Below are 20,079 nucleotides of genomic sequence, written 5' to 3' on the forward strand. Positions count from 1 at the left end.
TCCAGCACAATCCTGGCCGGGTGCGCCGTGGGGGGGACAGGGTATGAATGGGGCATGCTGCAACAACGGGCCACGGACATCCTGAGCGAACTGACCGGCAATTCCTCAGCCTCATTCCGAGAGGGGCAATTGGAGGCAGTGGAGGGGCTCGTGGAGAAGCGGGAGCGCGTTCTTGTCGTACAACGCACCGGTTGGGGCAAATCTGCGGTGTATTTCGTTGCCGCGCGCCTGATTCGCGAGGCAGGGGGCGGGCCGACGCTGATCATTTCGCCACTTCTGGCGCTTATGCGTGACCAGGTCGCAGCAGCAGAGCGTGCCGGGGTGAAGGCCGCAACGATTAACTCCTCGAATGTCACCGAATGGGACGATGTCGTCGCTGACTTGGAGGCCGGCAGCTTGGACGTATTGCTGATCTCACCGGAGCGCCTGACTAACCCTAAGTTCCGCCAGAGGGTGCTGGACCGGCTGCTCGGGGGCGTGGGAATGATCGTGGTTGATGAGGCGCATTGTGTTTCTGACTGGGGTCACGATTTCCGCCCGGATTATCGCCGCATTGGTGCGTTACTGGATTCGCTTCCCGACGATCTCCCCGTCCTCGCCACCACCGCCACCGCCAACTCGAGGGTGGTGGAGGATGTCTCGGCACAACTCGGATCGCACACGACGGTCGTTAGAGGTCCGCTCTCGCGAGATTCGCTCCGCCTCGGTGTGGCACCGGTGTCCTCAGCAGCGCACCGGATTGGTTGGCTCAGCCAGCACCTTGGAGACTTCACCGGCAGCGGAATTATCTACACGCTGACCGTCTCCGCAGCGGAAGACACCACCCGCGCCCTGCGGGAGGCTGGCTGGGATGTTGCGTCCTACACAGGTCGTACTGACTCCGAAGACCGCGCCCGGCTAGAGGACGACCTGAAGAACAACCGGCTCAAGGCGCTCGTTGCCACCAGTGCCTTAGGCATGGGATTCGACAAACCGGACCTGGGGTTCGTTGTCCACCTAGGTGCCCCTAGTTCCGCTGTCGCGTATTACCAGCAGGTCGGCCGCGCCGGGCGTGCCACTGAATCCGCCGACGTTTTGCTGCTTCCTGGCGAAGAGGACGCGCGGATTTGGGAGTACTTCGCCTCAGCGTCGATGCCGGAGGAGGCCGACGCGCAGGCAGTGCTGGCAGCGTTGTCTGATGCACAGAGTCCACTATCCGTACCTGCGCTGGAACCGCTGGTGGGGGTCAAGCGCACGAAGCTCGATCTGCTGCTAAAGACGCTGCAGGTAGAAGGAGCCGTCGACCGGGTTGGCGGTGGATTTATCGGGACTGGCCACCCGTGGGAATATGACGCACCGCGCTACGACGCCGTCGCCGCCACCCGCGACCGCGAAGCCCAAGCCATGCTCGACTACGAGGCCGGCCGCATGTGCCGCATGCGGTTCTTGGCCGAGGCACTCGACGATCCCACTGCCACTGACTGCGGTCGCTGCGACGTGTGCGCAGGGCAGTGGTGGGACGCAACAGTTGATGAGGATCGGGAGAGCGGAGCTCGGTCCATCCTGTCCGGCGTCGGAATCCCGATCGATCCCCGTGCGATGTGGCCAACCGGAATGGAGAAGATCGGTGTGCCACTGAAGGGACGCATCCCGAAGAACGAACAGGTGGCACAGGGTCGGGCCGTCGCGAGGCTCACCGACCTTGGCATGGGGCAGGTGCTCCGCGAGTTCCTTGAGGAAGATCGCCCGATCCCGAAAAACATCGCCGACTCCTGCGTAACCGTGCTTGCGGAGTGGGACTGGGATGAGCGTCCGGAAGTCGTCGTCGCAATGCCAGCACTTACTCATCCAGGAGCCGTGGTGGACCTGGCGACCGGCTTGGCACGCATTGGCCGGATGGACTACGCCGGCCAGATCGTGGCGACGCGGGATCTAGGATCCCCAGACGTCAACAGCGCCTTCCGGGTCCAGAACTTGTTCGGCGCATTGCAGATCGATCCGCAGACTGCGGAGGCTATTTCTGGGCGCCGAGTACTCCTCGTCGACACGGAGGTCGGCTCTAGGTGGGCGCTGACCGTCGCCGGCCGTGAACTATTGCAGGCCGGAGCTGCCGCAGTGTTGCCGTTTGCATTGGCCCTCAGAGGCTAACGCCGGTCGCCAGGGATCTCGGTAGAGTGAGCTCATGCGTATCGCCATGGCCAATGACCACGCTGGAACCGCCCTGAAGAACGAGATCGCGGAGTGGCTGCGATCTGAAGGACATGAAGTTATCGACTTCGGAGCCCACGATGAAGAAGCATGCGACCTGCCCGACCACGTGTATCCGGCCTCTGTAGCCGTCGCCAAAGGCGAGGTTGATCGGGGACTATTCGTCGACGGCGTGGGCTACGGCTCCGCGATGATCGCGAACAAGGTGCCCGGGGTATTCGCGGCCGTGGCTCAAGACCCGTTCTGCGCGTCGCTCGCTAGGTCGCACTCTGACACCAACGTCCTCTGCATCGGCGGGAAGATCATCGGCTCCGCCCTGGCGATGGAGGTCGCGAAGGCGTGGATGACAACGGAGTGGCTCGGTAATTCAGAAGAGAAGTACGCCCGACGCGTCGCGAAGGTCGTTGAGATCGACGAGCGCCACATTCCTCGTCTCTGAGCCGGTATGTTTGACCGCCGTGAACAGGATCAGTGTCGTGGGGTGTTCGGGGTCAGGAAAGTCGACGCTCGGCAGGCAGCTCTCGAGCGCTCTAGGTATCCCATTCATTGAGCTCGATGCCATCCACTGGCAGCCGAATTGGTCTCCACTGCCGAACGACGAATTCCGAGCCCGCGTCACCGACATCACTGACCAGGATCAATGGGTCATCGATGGCAAATACTCGAGCAAGATTGGCACCGTCGTGTGGGACCGAGCCGATACCGTTGTTTGGATTGACCTGCCGCGCTGGTTGATCATGTGGCAGCTCATTCGTCGCACTTTCCTCCGAGCCCTTGTCTCACGAGAACTGTGGAACGGCAACCGCGAGAACTGGACCGGATTCTTCATCTGGAAGAAAGAAGAGTCAGTGATCTGGTGGTCGTGGACCTCTTTCCACCGCAATCGGGAAGGATTCACGGCCGCGATGAAAGACCCGAGATTCGCGCACATCACGTTTCATCGGCTGCGTTCGCGAAGCGCGGTCCGAGAATTCCTTTCGGTAGCCTCCGGGGCATGACCTCGAACCATGAACGCATGCTGGCCGGCGAGCCCTACAACGGCGCAGCTCCTGAACTCGCGGCGATTCGCAAGCGCGCCGAGCTCCTGACCTGGGAGTTCAACAACTCTCATCCGGATGAGGTGGACCGCCGGGCTGAGATCCGCGACGAACTATTCGGTGAGGTAGGGGAGAACGTCACCGTCATGCCGCCGTTTCGCTGCGACTATGGCGAGAACATCTCGATCGGCGCTGGTTCGTTTATCAACTATGACGGACTGATGCTCGACTGCGGCCGCATTACTCTCGGCGAAGGTGTTCTTCTTGGGCCACGAGTCCAATTGATCACTGCGCTGCACCCGATGGATGACTTCGAGGCTCGCCGCGAAGGCGTGGAAACGACCAGCCCCGTCACTTTGGGGGACAACGTGTGGGTCGGTACGGGGGCGATTATTTGTCCCGGAGTGACAGTCGGGGAGAACTCGATTGTGGGGGCTGGCAGCGTGGTCACTCGGGATGTCCCGCCAGGTGTTTTCGCCGCCGGTAACCCCTGTCGCGTGATCCGCCGCCTCGGTCCAATGGACGCGTAACCTGTCGGAATGACCAGCCCACACGCCACCACGCTTTTGGACTCGATCGGTGACACCCCGCTGATCCGGCTTGGGAGATTTCCTGGGGAGCGTGACGTCCGACTGTTCGCGAAACTGGAGTCCGCCAATCCCAGCGGCAGCGCGAAGGACCGCACCGCACGTGAATTGATCAGGGACGCTGTTGAGCGGGGGATTTTGCAGGACGGCTCCACCATCGTGGAATCCAGTTCCGGCAATCTTGGGGTCGCACTGGCACGGGAGGCGGTGTTGGGAGGCTGGGCTTTCCACTGTGTTGTCGATGGCAGGTCGAACCGCTCGACTGTCGACCACATCGCGGCCCTCGGAGGCACAGTCCACGAAGTCACCGAACCAGACCCGGACACCGGGGATTGGCTCACCGCTCGGCGGATGAAGGTCGAAGAGCTAAAAGATACGCTTCCCGACGCCGTCTGTCTCGACCAATATTCCAACCTCGCCGCATTCACCGCACATGATCTCGGCAGCATGAGCGAGATCGTGGCGCAGCTCGGACATGCGCCGGATTATCTCGTGGTGGCGGTCAGCACGACGGGAACTGTCGGCGGCTGCCTGCGCCATATTGAACGCAATGACCTGCATACCCAGGTCATCGCTGTGGACTCGGAAGGTTCCGTGTTATTCGGAGGAAAGCGCGGCGAGCGCACGCTGCCAGGCTTCGGTGCCGGCATGGTCCCATCGCTCTCCGACAACGTTCACCCGCACCACATCCGGCGCGTCTCGGATATTGACTCCGTCATTGGGGCCCGTCAATTGGCCAGGTCGGAGGCGGTGTTGGCGGGGGCGTCGGGAGGTGCGGTTGTGAGCGTCGTGAAGCAGCTGTGCGAGGAGATCCCGAAGGGATCGGATGTAGTGATGATCTTGCACGACAGTGGAATCAACTATCTGCAAACCGTGTACAACGACGACTGGGTACAGCGCACTCTTGGCGTGAGCCCGGAGGAACTGGAGGCGAGAATCGGATGAAGGTCGCGATCGTCGGAGCAGGTCCGCGAGGGTTGTGGGCAGTGGAGGAGTTAACCTCGGTGGCCCGAGATCGCGGGGTCGGGGTGGACATCCATGTGTATGACGCGGAACCAGGACGCGTCTGGAACACGCCGGAGGAGCTGCTGCTGAATGTGCGCTCCTCTGCGATCAGTTCCGGTATCGGCAGTTTCAATGAGTGGCGCGGATCCGATGATCCCTACCCCTCGCGGTCCTTAGTGGGGCAGTTCCTCGCCGCATCGTGGCAGGCAGTGGAGACGTACCTCCCGCCGAACTGCACACTGATCTACCACCGGCAGCATCTCACCGAACTGCCCGAAGCCGACGAAATCCTCCTCACCACCGGCCACGAATCAACCTGGCCAGGCGAACTCTCTGCGCGTAAACCCTACGAGGACCTTTCCGATATCGGCCCTGATGACGTGGTGCTGGTGCGTGGGGCGGCACTTACCTTCATCGACGTGACCAGGATGATTTCCCCGCGACGGATCGTTCCGGTGAGCAGGTCTGGGCGATTCATGGAGGTCAAACCCCTCACCGCTGGTGTCGACATCGCTGACATCGTCGCGTCTGGTCAAAAGGCGATTTGCGCCTCGTCGGACATCGATGAGTTCCGCACCGCTCTTGCCGAAGCATCCGAGCAGATACTGAAGCGCGCCGGCGGCACTGGCGACGTCGCGGCAGTGCTTGACGGCACCGACTTCGCCGGTGACCCGGCCGCCGAACTGCGTTTGTCCCATCAGGTCGCTACTGGCGAGGCCCCGATGTCTGCTGCCTGTGCAGTCGGAATCGCGTGGCGTGAGCTCTACCCAGCGGTTATCGACCGTGCCTCCTATGAAGGCCGCGATAGCCTCGAGGGTTTCGGCGATCTCACCCGCACCCTCGAGCGCGTCGGGTTTGGTCCGCCCCCGGAAAGTACCGCTGACCTACTAGAGCTCATCGACTCCGGCGTGGTGGATGCCTCCTATATGGGCCGCGGCAATGAGGACATCCACGCATTAGGCGATGACATCGGCGCAACCGTCATCATTGATGCTGTGCTGCCGCCGCCGGGAGTGGTGCCGGGTTCGCTCTGCGCTTCTCTCGACAAGGCCCGGATCCGCCCGGGCACAACTGGTCTGGATGTGGAGCGCGATGGCACCGTCGTCGGCTACACCAATGTCGCCGCGATCGGCCGCATGACCGAAGGCGTGGTCCTTGGCAATGACTCCCTCAATCGCTCCCTCCACGCCATCGTCCCGGCGTGGGCTCGTCGGGTCATCGCGCCTACCGCCGTGCATGGCATTCCGCCGCTGACCGCTCGTGTGGAGCCGTGGGCTCAAGATCTGCTTCACGACGTCCTTTCCACACGCACCCTCCTCGACACCCACGCCAGCCCCGTCAATGTCCTGAACTCCGGTCCCATGAAGGCAAATATCCAGGAGTTGGTGGATGAGGGTGAGGATATGGGCGTCGAGACCCGTATTTTCTTCGCTCGCAAGGCGAACAAAGCGCTGACCTTCGTGGATACGGTGCGGGATCTCGGGCACGGAGTGGATGTCGCCAGTGAACGTGAGCTCGCCCAAGTGCTGGGGCGGGGAGTGCCCGGCGACCGGATCATCCTCTCAGCGGCGGTGAAAACTGATGCGCTGTTGACCCTTGCCATCGAAAACGACGTCACTATCTCTGGCGACAGTCGCGCCGAAGTGGAGCGTATTTCTGCGCGGGCACAGGAACTTGGGATCACTGCACATGTTGCCCCGAGACTGGCTCCTGATCCTGCGGCGATGCCGCCGACTCGCTTTGGCGAGCGCTCCGATACCTGGGCCAACTTCTTGTCGGGGGAGACCCCTGGTGTGGAGATCGTCGGGCTGCACGTGCACCTGCATGGATACGCAGCGGCGGATCGTTCGGCCGCATTGCGCGAGTGCCTGGACTTGGTAGACCGACTCGACCACGATCTCACCTTCATCGATCTGGGCGGAGGTGTGCCGATGAGCTATCTCGACGACACGTCAGAGTGGGAAAACTACCACCACGCGCGCACCGCAATGGTCGAAGGCTACGCACCGCCATTCACTTGGAAGTCCGACCCGCTGACCACCACGTATCCCTATCACCAGTCACCGACGCGTGGGCCCTGGCTTCGTGAAGTCCTCGGCGACGGCATCGCCGAAGAGATGACTCGACGCGGACTGCGACTGCATCTGGAACCTGGACGCTCGCTCCTGGATGGCTGCGGATTGATCCTTGCCACCGTCGCCTTCGTGAAGGAGCGCAGCGATGGCGTGCCACTGGTGGGACTGGAAATGAACCGCACCCAGTGCCGAACCACCTCAGATGATTACCTGGTCGACCCCATCCTCGTGAAGAACACCCCACCGAGCGAGGAGATCGAAGCATTCTTGGTCGGCGCGTACTGCATCGAGGACGAGGTCATCCTGCGTCGCCGAATTCGCTTCCCGGACGGTATCGCCCCCGGTGATGTCATCGGTATTCCCAACACTGCCGGCTACTTCATGCACATCCTGGAAAGCGCCTCCCACCAGATCCCGCTGGCAAAAAATGTGGTCTACCCAGAGATGGAACTTGACCTCATCGATCGGTAGATAAGCAGTGCCGTATGTTCGGCAGAGGTTGTCATCGTGGGAAGAGGAGCGGGAAGTGTCAGATCAGGTGCAGGAACTCATCGCCGAGCTGGAAGCGGCCGACAGGGCTCTGACCGAGGTTCATCTCCGGGACATCACTCCCTCGGCGCCGGAGCCTGTTGACTTTGAGGCGATCTCCGCGCGAAAGCGCGCCGCGGCCCTGGCAGGTATTCAAGGATTCCGTCCGCTGGCACGTCGAAAAGCGTTGCAGCAGGCAGATGTCGAGGCCATCGAGGAAGCCGCGAAGCTCAACCGCGAGAACTCCCGGCACAACCCGCTCGCTGAGCTTGGATTCCAGTGTGTGTCGGTCGATGACTCCGTAGCCACCATCATCGGCACCTTCGGCTCCCCGGACATCGTTCCCGAGCGCGTGAAGTCCACCACTCCCGCTGGCAAGACGACTACCAAAAAGCGCACCAAGACCGAACGCAATGCCGTCTACGTCGAGGCGCTCGGTTCGGTGGTTTTGGCTGCTGTGAAGATCACTTTCGCGTCGGTTCCGGCCGCGGACCGTGTCCGCGTCGCGGTGGTCAACGACAATTCGCTTCCCGACGCCCTCTTCACCGCCACCTTCCCCCGCTCCTTCTTCACTGACATTGATTGGGCCTCGATCGAGCCCGGTGAGGAGATCCTCTTCGCCGATGACGCTCAGTTGCAGCGAAAAGGCGTAGCCCAAGAAGTCGTGCCGGTCCCGATCGAGGATGAGGCGCTTAGTCAGGCACTCGCCTAAGGACATCGCCGGGTTGGCAGTCGAGCACCCGGCAGATCGCGTCGAGAGTAGTGAACCGGACGGCCTTTGCTCGGCCGTTCTTGAGAACCGCGACATTGGCCGGTGAGATTCCAATGGCGTCGGCGAAGTCTCCGACGCTCATTTTCCGCTGCGCCAGCATCACGTCGATGTCGACAATGATCGCCATCTAAACCACCTCGGAGAGCTCGGTCCGGTACCCGGTGGCAGTGCGCAGCAGCCCCGACATGACTGCCATGAGCAAGGCGAAGGCGATGCCGATGAGCAGGACGCCTCCGCCCATAAGAATTGCCCCCGGAGCATCGTCGGTCTGGCCGACGACAGCCAGCATTGACGCCACGAGCACACTGGCGATGAGGACTGCAGCGGACAGGATGCGGACCCAGCGAAATGCCCCGATGTCGAAAATCTCGTCTCGGCGGACCATGGAGAGCAACTTCCAGATCGCGAAAATATCGCTCGAAATCTATCGAAAGTCAATAGGCAGTAGCCTGTCGCGAGATCCGGTCGACATCATCCATGAGGATGCTGGGCCACCGGTCGACCTCGGCGGGGGTCCGAGCTACCCGCAGTGAGGCATTCGGCATCAGTTCGGTCAGACGCAGGGCCGTCGATACCGGGTGTCCAGGGTCATCGGTCCAGGCAAGGATGCTGGTGCGTACTCCGATGGAAGCGATCTGCTCTGGATCCGGAAGGTTGCTCATGGCAGCGCCTCGAAGCGCCCAGGGAAGTAGCTCTGGGGTGACGTCCGGCAGGGTGACCGGCAGCCCGCTGCGCGCCGGAGGGGGAGCCACGTCCTGGCCGGCGGTCATCATTGCCTCCACTCCGAACTTCTCCACTAGGTCGGCGCCGAACCGGTACTCGTCGGCTTTCGCGGCGCGGGTCTCCCACGCGGTCGGCGGGACCATAAGGGTGAAACTGCTGAATCGACCTGGGTCCTTGATCGCAGCGTGCAAAAGGGTGGCACTACCCATCGACGGCCCAACACCGTGGACTTGCTCGCCAGGGAACCACTGGTCGAGAATTCGCAGGAGGTCGTCGGCCAGGTTTGGCCACTGGTAGTCCTCTGCGACCTGACGGCCGGTGGAGCGGCCGTGGCCGCGGGCGTCGTAACGCAAAAGGCGGGTACCGCTGAGACCTCGACCGAGGTCGAGGTCGAGGATTCGGTCGCGCTTACGACTCGAGGTCAGACCGTGCAACTGGACGACAGGGTGCCCGTGTTCGTCGCTGAATTCCATGTCAATGGTCGCTCCCGGTACGGAAAAGGACGGCATGACGGCTCCTGTCGTGTTGAATATATATTTCCAAGTGCGAATAATCAGCGGTGATTCCGGTCGTTCACATTGTTGGAAATGTGCTGGAAACGGGGCGGAAATAGGTGTTTCTCGGTACCTATCCCATTTCCCGTGTGAACGATAAAATACCCCATATGCGGCTCACAAACGTTGCTCATATGCGCCTCCCATTCGGGAAACTCTGGGGATACGAAGTATCCGTGTCTCCGCTGGGGGACGAAATTCCCGTCTCTGCGGACCAACGGCGCCACGTCGGGGCGGGCAATCGGGTCGGCTCCTGGATGGCGTTGTCTTTCCGACTGGGCGCGCCAGTGCCGAGGGAGGACCTCGCCAAAGCCTGGCTCGCTGTCATTGAGCGACACGGCACTTTGCGCTCTGCATTCCGGCCGGGCACCGACGGCGAACCCCACGCTTATGAGGTGACCATCGGCCCGGGGACCTGGGTCGAGCATCCGATTGGCCCGGGTGAAGAAGTCAACGACGTGCTTCGCGACGTCCTCGATCAGTCCTGTGCCCCCTACCGCACACCGAGCCACCGCCTTTGTGTCCTGGAGACCGCCGCTGGCCCGACGATCATCATTGGCACCGACCACTCGCATGTGGATATGTGGTCGATGTTGGTGATCCTGCGAGATTTCCTCGATGAACTAGCTGCGGTCCGTGGCGGTGGGGACACTCCGTCACTGAAGGTTGCACCGGACTTCACCGATCACACCCGGATGTCCCGCGGCGATGCTCCCGAGGACGTCAGCCGACGCTGGGAAGAAATCCTCGAGGCCAGCGGCGGCACTATGCCAACGTTCCCATTGCCCCTGGGAGACCCCGGCCCGCAATTGGAGCGAGTGGAGGTCCGCGACGTCTTTGACGCCAATGACAGCGCTGGCTTCACCGCCCAGGCTCGTTTCAAAGGCATCTCGACGCTCTCGTTGGCAGTCTCCGCAATGACTGAAGTGACCCGCGACCTCGCGGACCAGCCGCTGCGCGCGGTGTTCCCCGTGCACAGCCGATTCGACGAGAAGTGGCATGACGCGGTCGGGTGGTTTATCTCCAACTCGGTGTTGGAAGCCACCGACCCCTCTCCAGAGGCTGCCTCCGCTGCGGTGCGTGAAGCGGTGAAGATTGGTGCGCACCCGCATGACGACGCCCCCATCCCCGCCGGCATGTTCGCCATCTCTTGGCTAGACCTGCGCCGACTGCCGGTGAAGGTCGACTCTGTCGGCTTGGAAGCGCAGTATGTTGGTGCCGCGATCCGTACCAACGGTGTGATGCTGTGGTACATCCTCGACGAAACCGGTGTACATCTGCGCTGTCGCTATCCGGACACCCCAGAGGCCAGGCTCAACGTGGGCAAGTGGCTCGATGAACTGGTTCGACGAATGCAGGAACATGCGAGGTTGTCGGCGGGTCGAATCTTGGACGTCGATGAGCGGAAGTTCCGCGTCCAGCGCGCAACTCGCGCCGACATCACTCAGGTCGCAGCATTGCTGTCCCGAGACGAGAAGGTCCGCAATGTGGAAGAGGAGCGGTTCCTTTCCGCATTCGAAGCAGTGAAGTACGACCCATCCCACTACCTCGCGGCGATTCATGACGAGGACGACCACATCGTCGGCACCATGCAACTAACCATCGTCCCTGGTCTCACCCGCAGCGACGAGACCCGGATGGAGATTGAACGGTTCGCCGTCGCTCCCTCTGAGCGGAATAAGGGGTTGGGTGACGCGATGCTGCGGTGGGCGCATGCCCGCGGACGCGCGCGAGGCGCCACTTACACGCAGGTCTCCGACGACGGCTATTGCTCACACATCCCAGACCTGTGCGCCGACCTCGGCTACGACACCGGTCGCACCGTGTACGAGATGGGTTTGTGAGCTACTTCTGAACGGACTTCCGCTTCCGCTCCAACTCGATCCACGTCTCATCGATTTGAGCGGCCACCCGGATCCGCGTCCGGCGGCTCTGCGACGACACATCCTGCTGCCGAAGCTTCTCTGCCTTCTCCATGAGTCCGTTCACGGAAGTGAACAGGTCCTGTGTTTCGGCGTTGACCTCGCCGTGGAAGTAGGCCTTCTCCAAGGTCGTGCCGAGTCCGCGGTTCGACTGCAGGCGGTCCCATGCAGTCATCTCCACTGCTAGGCGAGCGTGGGAACGGGAGGTGAGGTCGGCGATGGAGGCGTCGAGAAGCAATCCCTCCTCAGTAACACGCCGGCGCGAAACGCGCGCCGCCCACACCGCGAACACCACAAGCAACGCTCCCACTGAGCCGAGGCCAATCGCCACGACACCAAGCAAGATCACCGCGATTTTGAACAGCCACGCGATCACCGCCAGGAAAATCAGCCCGATAAAAATCAATGCACAACCGGACGGGGCTCCACCTTTAGCCATGATTAGTCTCCGCTCAGATCGATTGCCATGCCGGTGTTGAACAGCCAGATTCCCGCCAGAACCAACATCACCCCGCCGAGGATTGCTGCCAGAGTCACCGCGATGGCGAAGGGAATAGTGATGGGGGCGCCCTCGAGTGCGTCCTGGCTGTCGGCGATTTTGTTCAGATCCCGAGACGTCGACGCGATGATGCCGATGTCCTGGTGGTAGTGGTCGACCTGCGGAGCAGTGTCAGGCACACCGATGCGCGGGGCGACGGCCGGTGTGGGTTCGGTGAAGATCTCGCCGCGCTTAGCCAGAACATCATTCAATTGGGGGAGGGGTTCGGTGCTGTCCATGATGAGGTAAAAGTATCAGGCACCTGGACACTGGTATTTCACCAGTCGAACACAAACACGAACATCGTCAATCCTGAGTCAATGCCAGATGTAGAAACCTCTCAAGAGTGGAGGCGGAGTCATTTCGCTCGGCCTCGTCTACCTCGCCGGGAGGCTAGGAAAGGAACGTACACAAGGTAAACAAACGCTAGGAGAATGAGCCACAAAAGGCCCATCTCTGCCCAGCCGAACTCTGCGACGCTCATCCCGTCGTCATTCGTGGTGTTCCTTCTTGTACCGGTCGCGAAACCTCATGGTTCCACCGTGACATACCGTTCTCTCATGATTTTTTGGCCACCGCACATCGTGACGCCATCGAGACGAAGCTCGCTTCGGACTATTTTCCAGCGGTCACCCTGACCGTCGCCGAGCGGGATGAGGCTCCGGTCGGTTTCGCTGGCACCGCGGAGGGCTGCCTGGAGATGCTCTTTGTGTATGACGACATGCGCGGTCGCGGCGTCGGTACCGCGCTTCTCAACCACGTGCTTCCTGACGCCTCCGACCTCGAAGTCAACGAGCAGAACCCAGAGGCGGTGGCCTTCTATGAATCTCGTGGATACACCGTTGTTGGACGCCGCGAACATGACGACTTCGGCATGCCGTATCCTTTTATTCAGATGAGACGAATAAGAGGAAAGTGAGGCCCCCATGATGGAAGGCTTCTGGCTGGCGTTGGGTATGACCACGCTGGCGGGGCTGGCTACGGGAATTGGCGGCATCATTGCCGTCGTCAAGCAAAATCCCGGAAAACGCTTCATGGCCGGAGCACTCGGTTTCTCTGCCGGAGTGATGATCTACGTGTCATTTGTGGAAATCCTGCCGAACGGTTTCGAGGAACTCACCGACGCCTGGGGCAGAGCCGGTCCATGGGCAGCAGCTGCGGCATTCTTCGCCGGAGTTCTGCTTATTGCTGGGATCGATCGGCTTATTCCGGAGTCGATTAACCCGCATGACTCAGAGAAGATCAACGATCCGGCCTTTTCGTCCGAGCGCAACCGACTCATGCGGATGGGCACGATCACTGCACTGGCGATTGCGGTGCACAACTTTCCCGAGGGCTTTGCGACGTTCGCCGCCGCCCTCGCCGACCCCTACGTCGCCGTTCCAATTGTCGTGGCCATCGCCATGCACAACATCCCAGAAGGTGTTGCGGTGGCGGTGCCGGTTCGCCAAGCCACCGGGAGCCGAGCCAAGGCCGTTATATGGTCCTTCGTCGCAGGACTTGCTGAGCCTTCAGGTGCACTCATCGGCTTCTTCCTGTTGCAGGCATTCCTGGGGCCGGTCGCGATGGGCATGGTGTTTGCTTCGATCGCGGGCATCATGGTGTTCGTCTCTTTGGACAAGCTCCTGCCGACCGCCGTGGCAACTGGTCGCCACCACACCGCGGTCTACGGACTATTCGCAGGTATGGCTCTGATGGCCCTCAGCCTGCTGATCCTCGAATAGTCAGGTAGGAATGCTCTCATGAGCATCGCGTTAACGGACCCGTGTCCGTGTGGGGGAGAGTCGTACGGCACCTGCTGTGCCAGGTTCCATTCAGAGGAAGCCCGAGCATCCACTGTAGAGGAGTTGATGCGGGCCAGGTACAGCGCCTTCGTCGCTGAACACGCCGATTTCTTATGGAAGTCATGGCATCCACGCAATCGCCCGGAGTTGATCACCTTTGATGACACCGAGTGGCTCGGTCTGGAGATTCTCGAGGTGGTCGAAGGGAACTCCGAAGGCATCGTTGAATTTATCGCCCGCTACCGGGGCGGCGAGCTGCACGAGCGCTCCCGGTTCCTCACCCGCGCCCGACGGTGGATGTACCTCGATGGCGAGTATCCTGTGCAGTCATGAGCAACGAGCAGACCCCGGACTCCCGCCGCGCCAACATCGCATTCGGTTCCGATGAGCCGGAGCCACGGCCGTCGATCGCCTACCTCGTCGTTGATGCGCAAAATGATTTCTCTGAAGGCGGCGCCCTAGCCGTCGACGGCGCGATCGATGCCTACCGGGCCATGCGTCTGCACACCGTCGGCCGTGCCGGACGGTACTCGGTGCTGGCCACTACGCGGGACAACCACATCGATCCGGGCAAGCACTTTGCGCTGAGCCCGAACTTCGTCGATACCTGGCCGGTGCACTGCCAGGCTGACACCCCGGGTGCGGAATTCCACGCCGATGCGAAGGTCGCCTTGGACCTGTTCGAGCAGCTCAACCCGCACGCCCCGCGCATCGACGTCACCAAAGGCGAGTTCGACGCTGCGTACTCCGGCTTTGAAGGTCACACCTCAGTCGGTGTCTCGCTTGCCGACGCCCTCCGCGCTGCAGAGGTCGAGGAACTAGACGTCGTCGGCGTCGCCACCGACCACTGTGTTCGTGCAACGGTTCTCGACGCTCTGAAGGAAGGCTTCATCGTTCGCGTTCTCACCAACCAGATCGCTGCGGTGGATTCTGAGCGCGGACAGGCCGCGCTCGAGGAAATGGAGAAGGCCGGCGCCGTGATCGTCTGATGCGCAGCCCATTCGAACCCTACGACACCCCGCCGCCAGAACGGCCCCGTCCGCAGGGCAAACCCTGGAACGGATGGCCGGTTTCCATTGCCGCCGTGATCATAAATCTGATGCTGTACTGGATGGCTCCGGTAGCGGTGGTTGCCCTGGCTTTCTCTTACTTGGTTGATTCCCGGTGGAAAAGAGGGGATGGAGTGGGGGCGGGGAGGGCGTCGAAAAGCGTCTTCGTGTCGTCCGCGCTGAGTATCGCATTCAGCGTGGTTATGTACTTTCAGTGACGGACTCCAGGGACACCGGCGTCAGATCCGCATGCCCGCGGGCGGTCTCCACGTAGCGTCCTGCGTGCGCAATGAACTGTTCCGCAGATTCATCATCGAGCTCGCGGCGGACCTTCGCCGGAATGCCCGCAGCCAGAGAGGCCTCGGGGATCTCTTGGCCTTCCAACACCACGGCGCCGGCGGCGATCAGGCTGCCGGCCCCGATCTTGGAGCGCGACAACAACCCCGACTTCATGCCGATGAGAGATCGACTGCCGACGGTGGAGCCATGGACCAGGGCCATGTGACCGACAGTGACGTCATCACCGATCACGACGGGGGCATCGCCATCAACGTGAATAACTGAATTGTCTTGGATATTCGTCCGGGCACCGATGGTGATCGAATTGATGTCACCGCGTAGGACACAGCCGTAGAACACCGAGGCGTCCGGGCCAATGCGGACATCGCCGATAATGACGGCTGTCGGTGCGATCCACGCTGACGGATGGATACGGGGGGTTCGGCCTTCAAAGGGGAGGATGAGGGGTTCCATGCGACCATTGATACACACGTAAACTTCGGGACATGTCTAACAAAAAGAAGTCACTTAAGAACCTGCCCACAACCCAGAAGATCGTCATTGGTGCTATCAGCGCCGTCGAGTTCGGCCTCAAGGTCCTCGCTTGGTACGACATCTCCCAGCGCAAGCCCGGCGAACTGCGCGGACCGAAGTGGTTCTGGACCACCGTCCAGGGCGTGAACTTCATTGGACCGATCGCTTACTTCGCTTTCGCCCGCAAGCCGAAGCAGGGCAAGTAGCTCTTCTCGGTACAATCGGACGCATGATTTTCATTGTGGTCAAGTACAACGTTAAGGCTGAGTTTGCAGAGGAATTCCCGAGCCACGTTGCGGAGTTCACCAAGAACACCCGCGCCGAGTCGGGCAACAAGTTCTTCGAGTGGTCCCGCGACTTGGACGACCCGAACCAGTATGTGCTCGTCGAAGCGTTCGAGGACGATGCGGCGGAAGCCCACGTGAACTCCGAACACTTCGCAAAGGGCCTTGAGGCGATGCGCCCGCTCCTCGCGCAGACGCCGCGTATCGTCTCGCAGTCCCTGCCGGACATGGACGGCTGGGATGAAATGGGAGAGCTGGTCATCGACTGATGAAGACCTTCCGCTTTACGACGTTCACCGCCACCGCCGCAGCTGCCACCCTCCTCATCACTGGATGCGGGTATGACCCGGGCACGGTCGAGGATGGAGGTGAGCGTCGTCAGCAGATTGAGGAGGCACAGGAGGCAGGCTCGGAAGAGACTGACCGTCAGATGACGGCACACCTCCTGGCGGATGCCCACGCTTTGGTGGAGATCTCCGGCGCGATCATGGCTGATCCGGAAACTCCGCAGGAGATGTGGGATATCGCGGATCGAGTTCAGGTTCTGTCGACCGGTCAGCTCGGTTCCCTCCCGGAAGAGTTCCAGGAAGGCGGCTCCGCAGCTATCGATCCGGCTACGGTTCTGGACGCAGAGGACCCAAATGCCGCATACATCGAACTTCTCCAGAGCGACCTGCCACGGTTGAGCAGCGCGTGGGGCGAGCTTGAAGATGCGCAGAACGAGACACTTTCGACCACGGCACGGATGTCCGTTGAAGAGATCGACGCCATCGAACAGATGCTGCCGTAGCTCTCAGATCCCGCCAAAACTCTCATCTTTCGAGTGCGTGTCCGGTAGCATCACGCAGCTGACACAAGCACCACACGAAAGTTGAGGACATGGCTAACGAGATCACCCGCGTCGGAGTCGTCGGAGCAGGACAGATGGGCTCCGGAATTATCGAGGTCTGCGCGAAGGCCGGAAGCGACGTCAAGGTCTGGGAGGCGAAGCAGGAGTTCCTGGACTCCGGCCGTGACCGCTTGGCAAAGTCCCTCGACCGCGCGGTGTCCAAGGGCAAGCTCGACCAGGAGGCTCGTGATGAGATTTTCGGTCGGGTCACCTACACCACCGAGTTCGAGGACTTCGCTGATCGTCAGCTGGTCATCGAGGCCATCGTGGAGAACCCCGAAGTGAAGGCTTCCGTCTTCTCTAAGCTCGATGAGGTCATCAAGGACCCGGACGCGATCCTGGCCTCCAACACCTCCTCGCTGCCGATTCAGTCGATCGCCGCATCCACCAAGCGCCCGGAGCGCGTGATGGGTCTGCACTTCTTCAACCCGGTTCCGGTTCTGCCGCTGGTTGAGCACGTGGTGACCCTCTCCACCGGTGAGGTCCAGTCCGAGCGTGCCTACGCTTACGCCGCCGAGGCTCTCGGCAAGAAGGTCATCAAGGCGACCGACCGCTCCGGCTTCATTGTCAACGCACTCCTGGTTCCGTATATCCTCAGTGCCATTCGCATGCTGCAGGACGGTGTAGCCACCAAGGAAGATATCGACGCCGGCATGGTCAACGGCTGCGCCCACCCGATGGGTCCGCTGACCCTGGCTGACATGGTTGGTCTGGACACCGTGAAGTTCATCGCCGACGCGATGTACGACGAGTATGCAGAGCCCACCTACGCTGCGCCGCCGCTGCTCAAGCGCATGGTCGAGGCTGGCCGCTTCGGCAAGAAGTCCGGCATCGGCTTCTACGACTACAGCAAGTGATTTCAGCAGGTGAATGATGGTTAGCCATCATTTCATCTGAATGACGGCGGGTGTTCGGGATGCGTCGGTAACTTCTCTCAGGTTGATGACCTGAAGGAGAACCCGTGACCCGTACCCCGTTCCGTATCGGCGCAGCAGTCACCGCACTGACTCTGCTCACCGCCACACCTGCCGTCACCGAGCCGTTCCCGCGGGAGCAGATTCTCCGTCCCTATGAGTCGGATAATTCGTCGGACGGTATGTTCTATTTTTCGGTCGTCGCACCGTTTGAGGACCTGCAGGCGAATCACCCAGAGGTGTTGGACCAGAGCCTGGAGAAGGTCATCGAGGTCAACAACACTGTGGCGGATGACCGGGCGGCACAACTTCGGGCTCTTGATGACGCCCATGATGACCCGCCCTACCTCATGTCCGACGCCCTCGGCGCCACCGTGGGACAGCATTTCCGCGATGCCTGGGACGAGGGGAAACTGCAGAAGACGCAGCAATTGCTGTCGGGCAATCTCGCCCGAGCCGGGGGAGTGGCATCCTCGACGTTCGCCGAGAAGTACTACTACGACTACGAACGTCCCTATAACGCCGCTCCCGACCGGGTCAATCACTACGAGCGGGAGGCCGAAGACACCCGTCCGACCTCTCCGTCATTCCCTTCCGGGCACACCAACAAGGCTGCTTGGACCTCGTCACTCATGGCGCTGATGATTCCGGAGGCAGGTCCCCAGATCCAAGCACGTGCCTCCGAGGCCGGGCACAACCGAATGGTTCTGGGGGTGCACTACCCGTTGGACATCATCGGTGGTCGCATGACGGGCAACGCCGCCGCAGCCGACCGCTGGGCTGACCTGGAGTTTCGCGCTCTCATTGAGGCTGCCGCCGAGGAGGTCAGGGGCGAGATCGAATCCCGCTGTGGCGCTACCGTCGAGGTCTGCGTCGCGAACGACTCTCCGTACCTCTCCACGTCTGAAGCCGTCGATGTCTACACCGAACGTATGACCTACGGCTTCGATCCGATCGCTGCCACCGGCGAACCTGTCACAGTGCCTGAGCGCTACGCCGGACTCCTCGCCACCACGTTCCCCGAGCTCACTGACGAACAGCGCACGCAGATCCTCGCCCACACCGCCATCGACTCCGGCTATCCGATGGACGGCCCTGGTGGACACCACCGTATGAACCTCGCCCGCGCCATGGCAGCGCAGGTGACGGTCAACGCCGATGGGTCCTTGTCGATTACCGGTTAACAGCGCGGCCGATCCGGTTGAGGCCCTCTTCCAGGAGCTCCGGTGACGTCGCAAAGTTCAGGCGAATGTGGCCTTCGCCGCCGTCGCCGAAGGCCTCGCCCGGGTTCACTGCGACTTTGGCCTCGTTCAGGAGCCAGCGTTGGGCGCTCTGGCCGTCGGAAAGCGAGTTCTTGATCGGTTCGACATCCCGGACGTCGATCCACGCCAGATACGACGCTTCATTCGGCGTGTACTTCGCACCCGGCAGCACCTCCGGAAGTCGCTCCGCAATGCGCTCGGAGTTGGCGCGCAACAGCTCGACGAACTCCTGCAACCACTCACCACCGTCTCGATACGCCGAGGTCGCAGCGATAAGGCCGAGGGTCGACACGCCCTCCGTCACCACATGAGGGATGGCGCGCCAGGCCTTCTCATCCTCCTCATTGAGGATGAGCTGCGCGCACTTGAGGCCGGCAGTGTTCCATCCCTTCGACGTGGCCACCGCAGTGACCGTCACCTTGTCTGCGGTCTCGCTGACTGACGCCGTCGGAATATGCCGACCCTTCAGCACAATCGGTGCGTGGATCTCGTCGGAAATCAGCCGCGCGTTGTGCCGGTCCGCCAGGTCGGCCAGGGCCCGGAGCGTCTCGGCCTCGTAGGTGAACCCCAGCGGGTTGTTCGGGTTGCAGACGATCAATGAACCGGCGCCGTCGGCGAAAGCCTTCTCCACCGCGTCCAAGTCCGGACCCTTCTCCAAGGTGGGGACGTACACCAATTCGCGGCCGGTAGCCTCGCCGACCTCGAAGAATGGCATATAAGCAGGAGTCGGGAGCACAATCGCTGACCCGGGACGAGTAAAGGTCTGTACCGCCAGGATTACGGCGCGAACCACATCAGCCGTCGCATGGATGCGGGACGGTTCGGGGGTCCAGCCGGTGTTTTCGGCGTACCAGCGGGAGGTTTCGGCGCCGAGGTTGACTTCGTTGCGCGGCGGGTATCCGAAGAACTCCTGCTCGAGTGATTGACTCAGCGAATTCACGACCGCCGGGCACGTCGCCACATCCGATTCCGCTACCCACATCGGGAGGACATCCTCCGGATACTGCGTCCACTTCAGGGTTCCGCGAGCCCGAAGCGCGTCGATAGAGGGAAAGGTCAGATGCTTGAAGTCGCTCATGAATTCAGACCATACCCCCTTCCCAATAGGCATGTGAACAGAGCTGTCTAGTTCCTGCTTCCCGACGCCTCCGACCCC

General features: G+C 61.6%; 25 protein-coding genes. 18 read left to right on the forward strand and 7 right to left on the reverse strand.

Translation table 11 applies throughout. The annotated features are described in order from the left end of the window. The first annotated feature begins 54 nt into the window (after nt 1-54). The 7 genes from YWU_RS0100380 to YWU_RS0100410 are packed head-to-tail and all read left to right on the forward strand — an operon-like array spanning nt 55 to nt 8,131. Nucleotides 55-2,127, forward strand: a complete 2,073-nt coding sequence (locus tag YWU_RS0100380) for a RecQ family ATP-dependent DNA helicase (RefSeq protein ID WP_027018911.1) — start codon at nt 55-57, stop codon at nt 2,125-2,127. 34 nt (nt 2,128-2,161) lie between these two features. Then, the gene (locus tag YWU_RS0100385) at nt 2,162-2,626 is read left to right on the forward strand and encodes an RpiB/LacA/LacB family sugar-phosphate isomerase (RefSeq protein WP_027018912.1); all 465 of its coding nucleotides are present in this window, start codon (nt 2,162-2,164) and stop codon (nt 2,624-2,626) included. A gap of 19 nt (nt 2,627-2,645) precedes the next feature. Further along, nucleotides 2,646-3,185 carry a shikimate kinase gene (locus YWU_RS0100390; RefSeq protein WP_027018913.1) on the forward strand — a complete coding sequence of 180 codons (540 nt, stop codon included), beginning with the start codon at nt 2,646-2,648 and terminating at the stop codon, nt 3,183-3,185. Continuing rightward, the gene (locus tag YWU_RS0100395) at nt 3,182-3,754 is read left to right on the forward strand and encodes a sugar O-acetyltransferase (RefSeq protein ID WP_027018914.1); all 573 of its coding nucleotides are present in this window, start codon (nt 3,182-3,184) and stop codon (nt 3,752-3,754) included. The genes YWU_RS0100390 and YWU_RS0100395 overlap by 4 nt, the downstream gene beginning before the upstream one ends. A 9-nt stretch (nt 3,755-3,763) precedes the next feature. Then, the gene (locus YWU_RS0100400; RefSeq protein WP_027018915.1) at nt 3,764-4,756 is read left to right on the forward strand and encodes a pyridoxal-phosphate dependent enzyme; all 993 of its coding nucleotides are present in this window, start codon (nt 3,764-3,766) and stop codon (nt 4,754-4,756) included. Then, entirely contained in the window at nt 4,753-7,362 is a 2,610-nt protein-coding gene (locus tag YWU_RS17755) for an FAD/NAD(P)-binding protein (protein ID WP_027018916.1), read from the forward strand. The genes YWU_RS0100400 and YWU_RS17755 overlap by 4 nt, the downstream gene beginning before the upstream one ends. Before the next feature lie 55 nt (nt 7,363-7,417). Further along, entirely contained in the window at nt 7,418-8,131 is a 714-nt protein-coding gene (locus YWU_RS0100410; RefSeq protein WP_027018917.1) for a hypothetical protein, read from the forward strand. Here YWU_RS0100410 and YWU_RS0100415 read toward each other — a convergent pair. Genes YWU_RS0100415 through YWU_RS0100425 form a run of 3 tightly spaced genes read right to left on the reverse strand, consistent with a single transcriptional unit; the run spans nt 8,112 to nt 9,423 of the window. Further along, nucleotides 8,112-8,318 (reverse strand): helix-turn-helix domain-containing protein, encoded by a 207-nt coding sequence (locus YWU_RS0100415; RefSeq protein ID WP_027018918.1) that lies wholly within the window; start codon nt 8,316-8,318, stop codon nt 8,112-8,114. The two genes, YWU_RS0100410 and YWU_RS0100415, sit on opposite strands and share 20 nt — an antisense overlap. After that, nucleotides 8,319-8,615 carry a DUF2975 domain-containing protein gene (locus YWU_RS14255; protein WP_338025259.1) on the reverse strand — a complete coding sequence of 99 codons (297 nt, stop codon included), beginning with the start codon at nt 8,613-8,615 and terminating at the stop codon, nt 8,319-8,321. Nucleotides 8,616-8,625: 10 nt separating this feature from the next. Then, nucleotides 8,626-9,423, reverse strand: a complete 798-nt coding sequence (locus YWU_RS0100425) for an alpha/beta fold hydrolase (RefSeq protein WP_027018919.1) — start codon at nt 9,421-9,423, stop codon at nt 8,626-8,628. A 155-nt stretch (nt 9,424-9,578) separates the two neighbouring features. Between YWU_RS0100425 and YWU_RS14260 the strand changes: the two genes are divergently transcribed. Then, complete coding sequence (locus YWU_RS14260) at nt 9,579-11,312, forward strand: GNAT family N-acetyltransferase (protein ID WP_084141434.1); 1,734 nt, start codon at nt 9,579-9,581, stop codon at nt 11,310-11,312. Nucleotide 11,313: 1 nt separating this feature from the next. Here YWU_RS14260 and YWU_RS0100435 read toward each other — a convergent pair whose 3' ends face one another. Both YWU_RS0100435 and YWU_RS0100440 read right to left on the reverse strand, forming a co-directional pair. Continuing rightward, nucleotides 11,314-11,829 (reverse strand): hypothetical protein, encoded by a 516-nt coding sequence (locus YWU_RS0100435; protein ID WP_027018920.1) that lies wholly within the window; start codon nt 11,827-11,829, stop codon nt 11,314-11,316. Between the two features lie 2 nt (nt 11,830-11,831). Continuing rightward, nucleotides 11,832-12,167 (reverse strand): hypothetical protein, encoded by a 336-nt coding sequence (locus YWU_RS0100440; RefSeq protein ID WP_027018921.1) that lies wholly within the window; start codon nt 12,165-12,167, stop codon nt 11,832-11,834. Between the two features lie 329 nt (nt 12,168-12,496). Here YWU_RS0100440 and YWU_RS14265 point away from each other — a divergent pair, with 329 nt between their 5' ends. The 5 genes from YWU_RS14265 (at nt 12,497) to YWU_RS18865 (ending at nt 14,979) form a co-directional block, all read left to right on the forward strand. Continuing rightward, nucleotides 12,497-12,847, forward strand: coding sequence for a GNAT family N-acetyltransferase (locus YWU_RS14265; RefSeq protein WP_240484020.1), 351 nt, complete (start codon nt 12,497-12,499; stop codon nt 12,845-12,847). Between the two features lie 10 nt (nt 12,848-12,857). Beyond that, complete coding sequence (gene zupT / locus YWU_RS0100450) at nt 12,858-13,652, forward strand: zinc transporter ZupT (protein WP_027018922.1); 795 nt, start codon at nt 12,858-12,860, stop codon at nt 13,650-13,652. Between the two features lie 18 nt (nt 13,653-13,670). Next, nucleotides 13,671-14,045, forward strand: coding sequence for a YchJ family metal-binding protein (locus YWU_RS0100455; protein WP_027018923.1), 375 nt, complete (start codon nt 13,671-13,673; stop codon nt 14,043-14,045). Continuing rightward, nucleotides 14,042-14,701, forward strand: a complete 660-nt coding sequence (locus YWU_RS0100460) for an isochorismatase family protein (protein WP_084141437.1) — start codon at nt 14,042-14,044, stop codon at nt 14,699-14,701. Before YWU_RS0100455 ends, YWU_RS0100460 begins: the two co-directional genes overlap by 4 nt. A 122-nt stretch (nt 14,702-14,823) precedes the next feature. Then, on the forward strand, nt 14,824-14,979 hold the full coding sequence (locus tag YWU_RS18865) for a CD225/dispanin family protein (RefSeq protein ID WP_420805282.1): 156 nt from the start codon (nt 14,824-14,826) through the stop codon (nt 14,977-14,979). Here YWU_RS18865 and YWU_RS0100470 read toward each other — a convergent pair. Further along, on the reverse strand, nt 14,963-15,514 hold the full coding sequence (locus YWU_RS0100470) for a gamma carbonic anhydrase family protein (RefSeq protein WP_027018926.1): 552 nt from the start codon (nt 15,512-15,514) through the stop codon (nt 14,963-14,965). The two genes, YWU_RS18865 and YWU_RS0100470, sit on opposite strands and share 17 nt — an antisense overlap. A 32-nt stretch (nt 15,515-15,546) precedes the next feature. Here YWU_RS0100470 and YWU_RS18025 point away from each other — a divergent pair, with 32 nt between their 5' ends. The 5 genes from YWU_RS18025 to YWU_RS0100495 all read left to right on the forward strand — a co-directional run bounded on the left by YWU_RS18025 (nt 15,547) and on the right by YWU_RS0100495 (nt 18,845). After that, entirely contained in the window at nt 15,547-15,780 is a 234-nt protein-coding gene (locus YWU_RS18025; protein WP_027018927.1) for a PLDc N-terminal domain-containing protein, read from the forward strand. A gap of 23 nt (nt 15,781-15,803) precedes the next feature. Continuing rightward, nucleotides 15,804-16,127: a putative quinol monooxygenase gene (locus YWU_RS0100480; protein WP_027018928.1), complete on the forward strand. Its 324-nt coding sequence runs from the start codon at nt 15,804-15,806 to the stop codon at nt 16,125-16,127. Further along, nucleotides 16,127-16,648, forward strand: coding sequence for a hypothetical protein (locus YWU_RS0100485; RefSeq protein ID WP_027018929.1), 522 nt, complete (start codon nt 16,127-16,129; stop codon nt 16,646-16,648). The genes YWU_RS0100480 and YWU_RS0100485 overlap by 1 nt, the downstream gene beginning before the upstream one ends. An 89-nt stretch (nt 16,649-16,737) precedes the next feature. After that, complete coding sequence (locus YWU_RS0100490; protein ID WP_027018930.1) at nt 16,738-17,604, forward strand: 3-hydroxybutyryl-CoA dehydrogenase; 867 nt, start codon at nt 16,738-16,740, stop codon at nt 17,602-17,604. Nucleotides 17,605-17,708: 104 nt separating this feature from the next. Beyond that, complete coding sequence (locus YWU_RS0100495; protein ID WP_027018931.1) at nt 17,709-18,845, forward strand: phosphatase PAP2 family protein; 1,137 nt, start codon at nt 17,709-17,711, stop codon at nt 18,843-18,845. Here YWU_RS0100495 and YWU_RS0100500 read toward each other — a convergent pair. Beyond that, the gene (locus YWU_RS0100500) at nt 18,835-20,001 is read right to left on the reverse strand and encodes a MalY/PatB family protein (protein ID WP_034646516.1); all 1,167 of its coding nucleotides are present in this window, start codon (nt 19,999-20,001) and stop codon (nt 18,835-18,837) included. The two genes, YWU_RS0100495 and YWU_RS0100500, sit on opposite strands and share 11 nt — an antisense overlap. Nucleotides 20,002-20,079: the final 78 nt, after the last annotated feature.

It is taken from the genome of Corynebacterium sputi DSM 45148 (assembly GCF_000427865.1).
Classification (GTDB): Bacteria; Actinomycetota; Actinomycetes; order Mycobacteriales; family Mycobacteriaceae; genus Corynebacterium; species Corynebacterium sputi.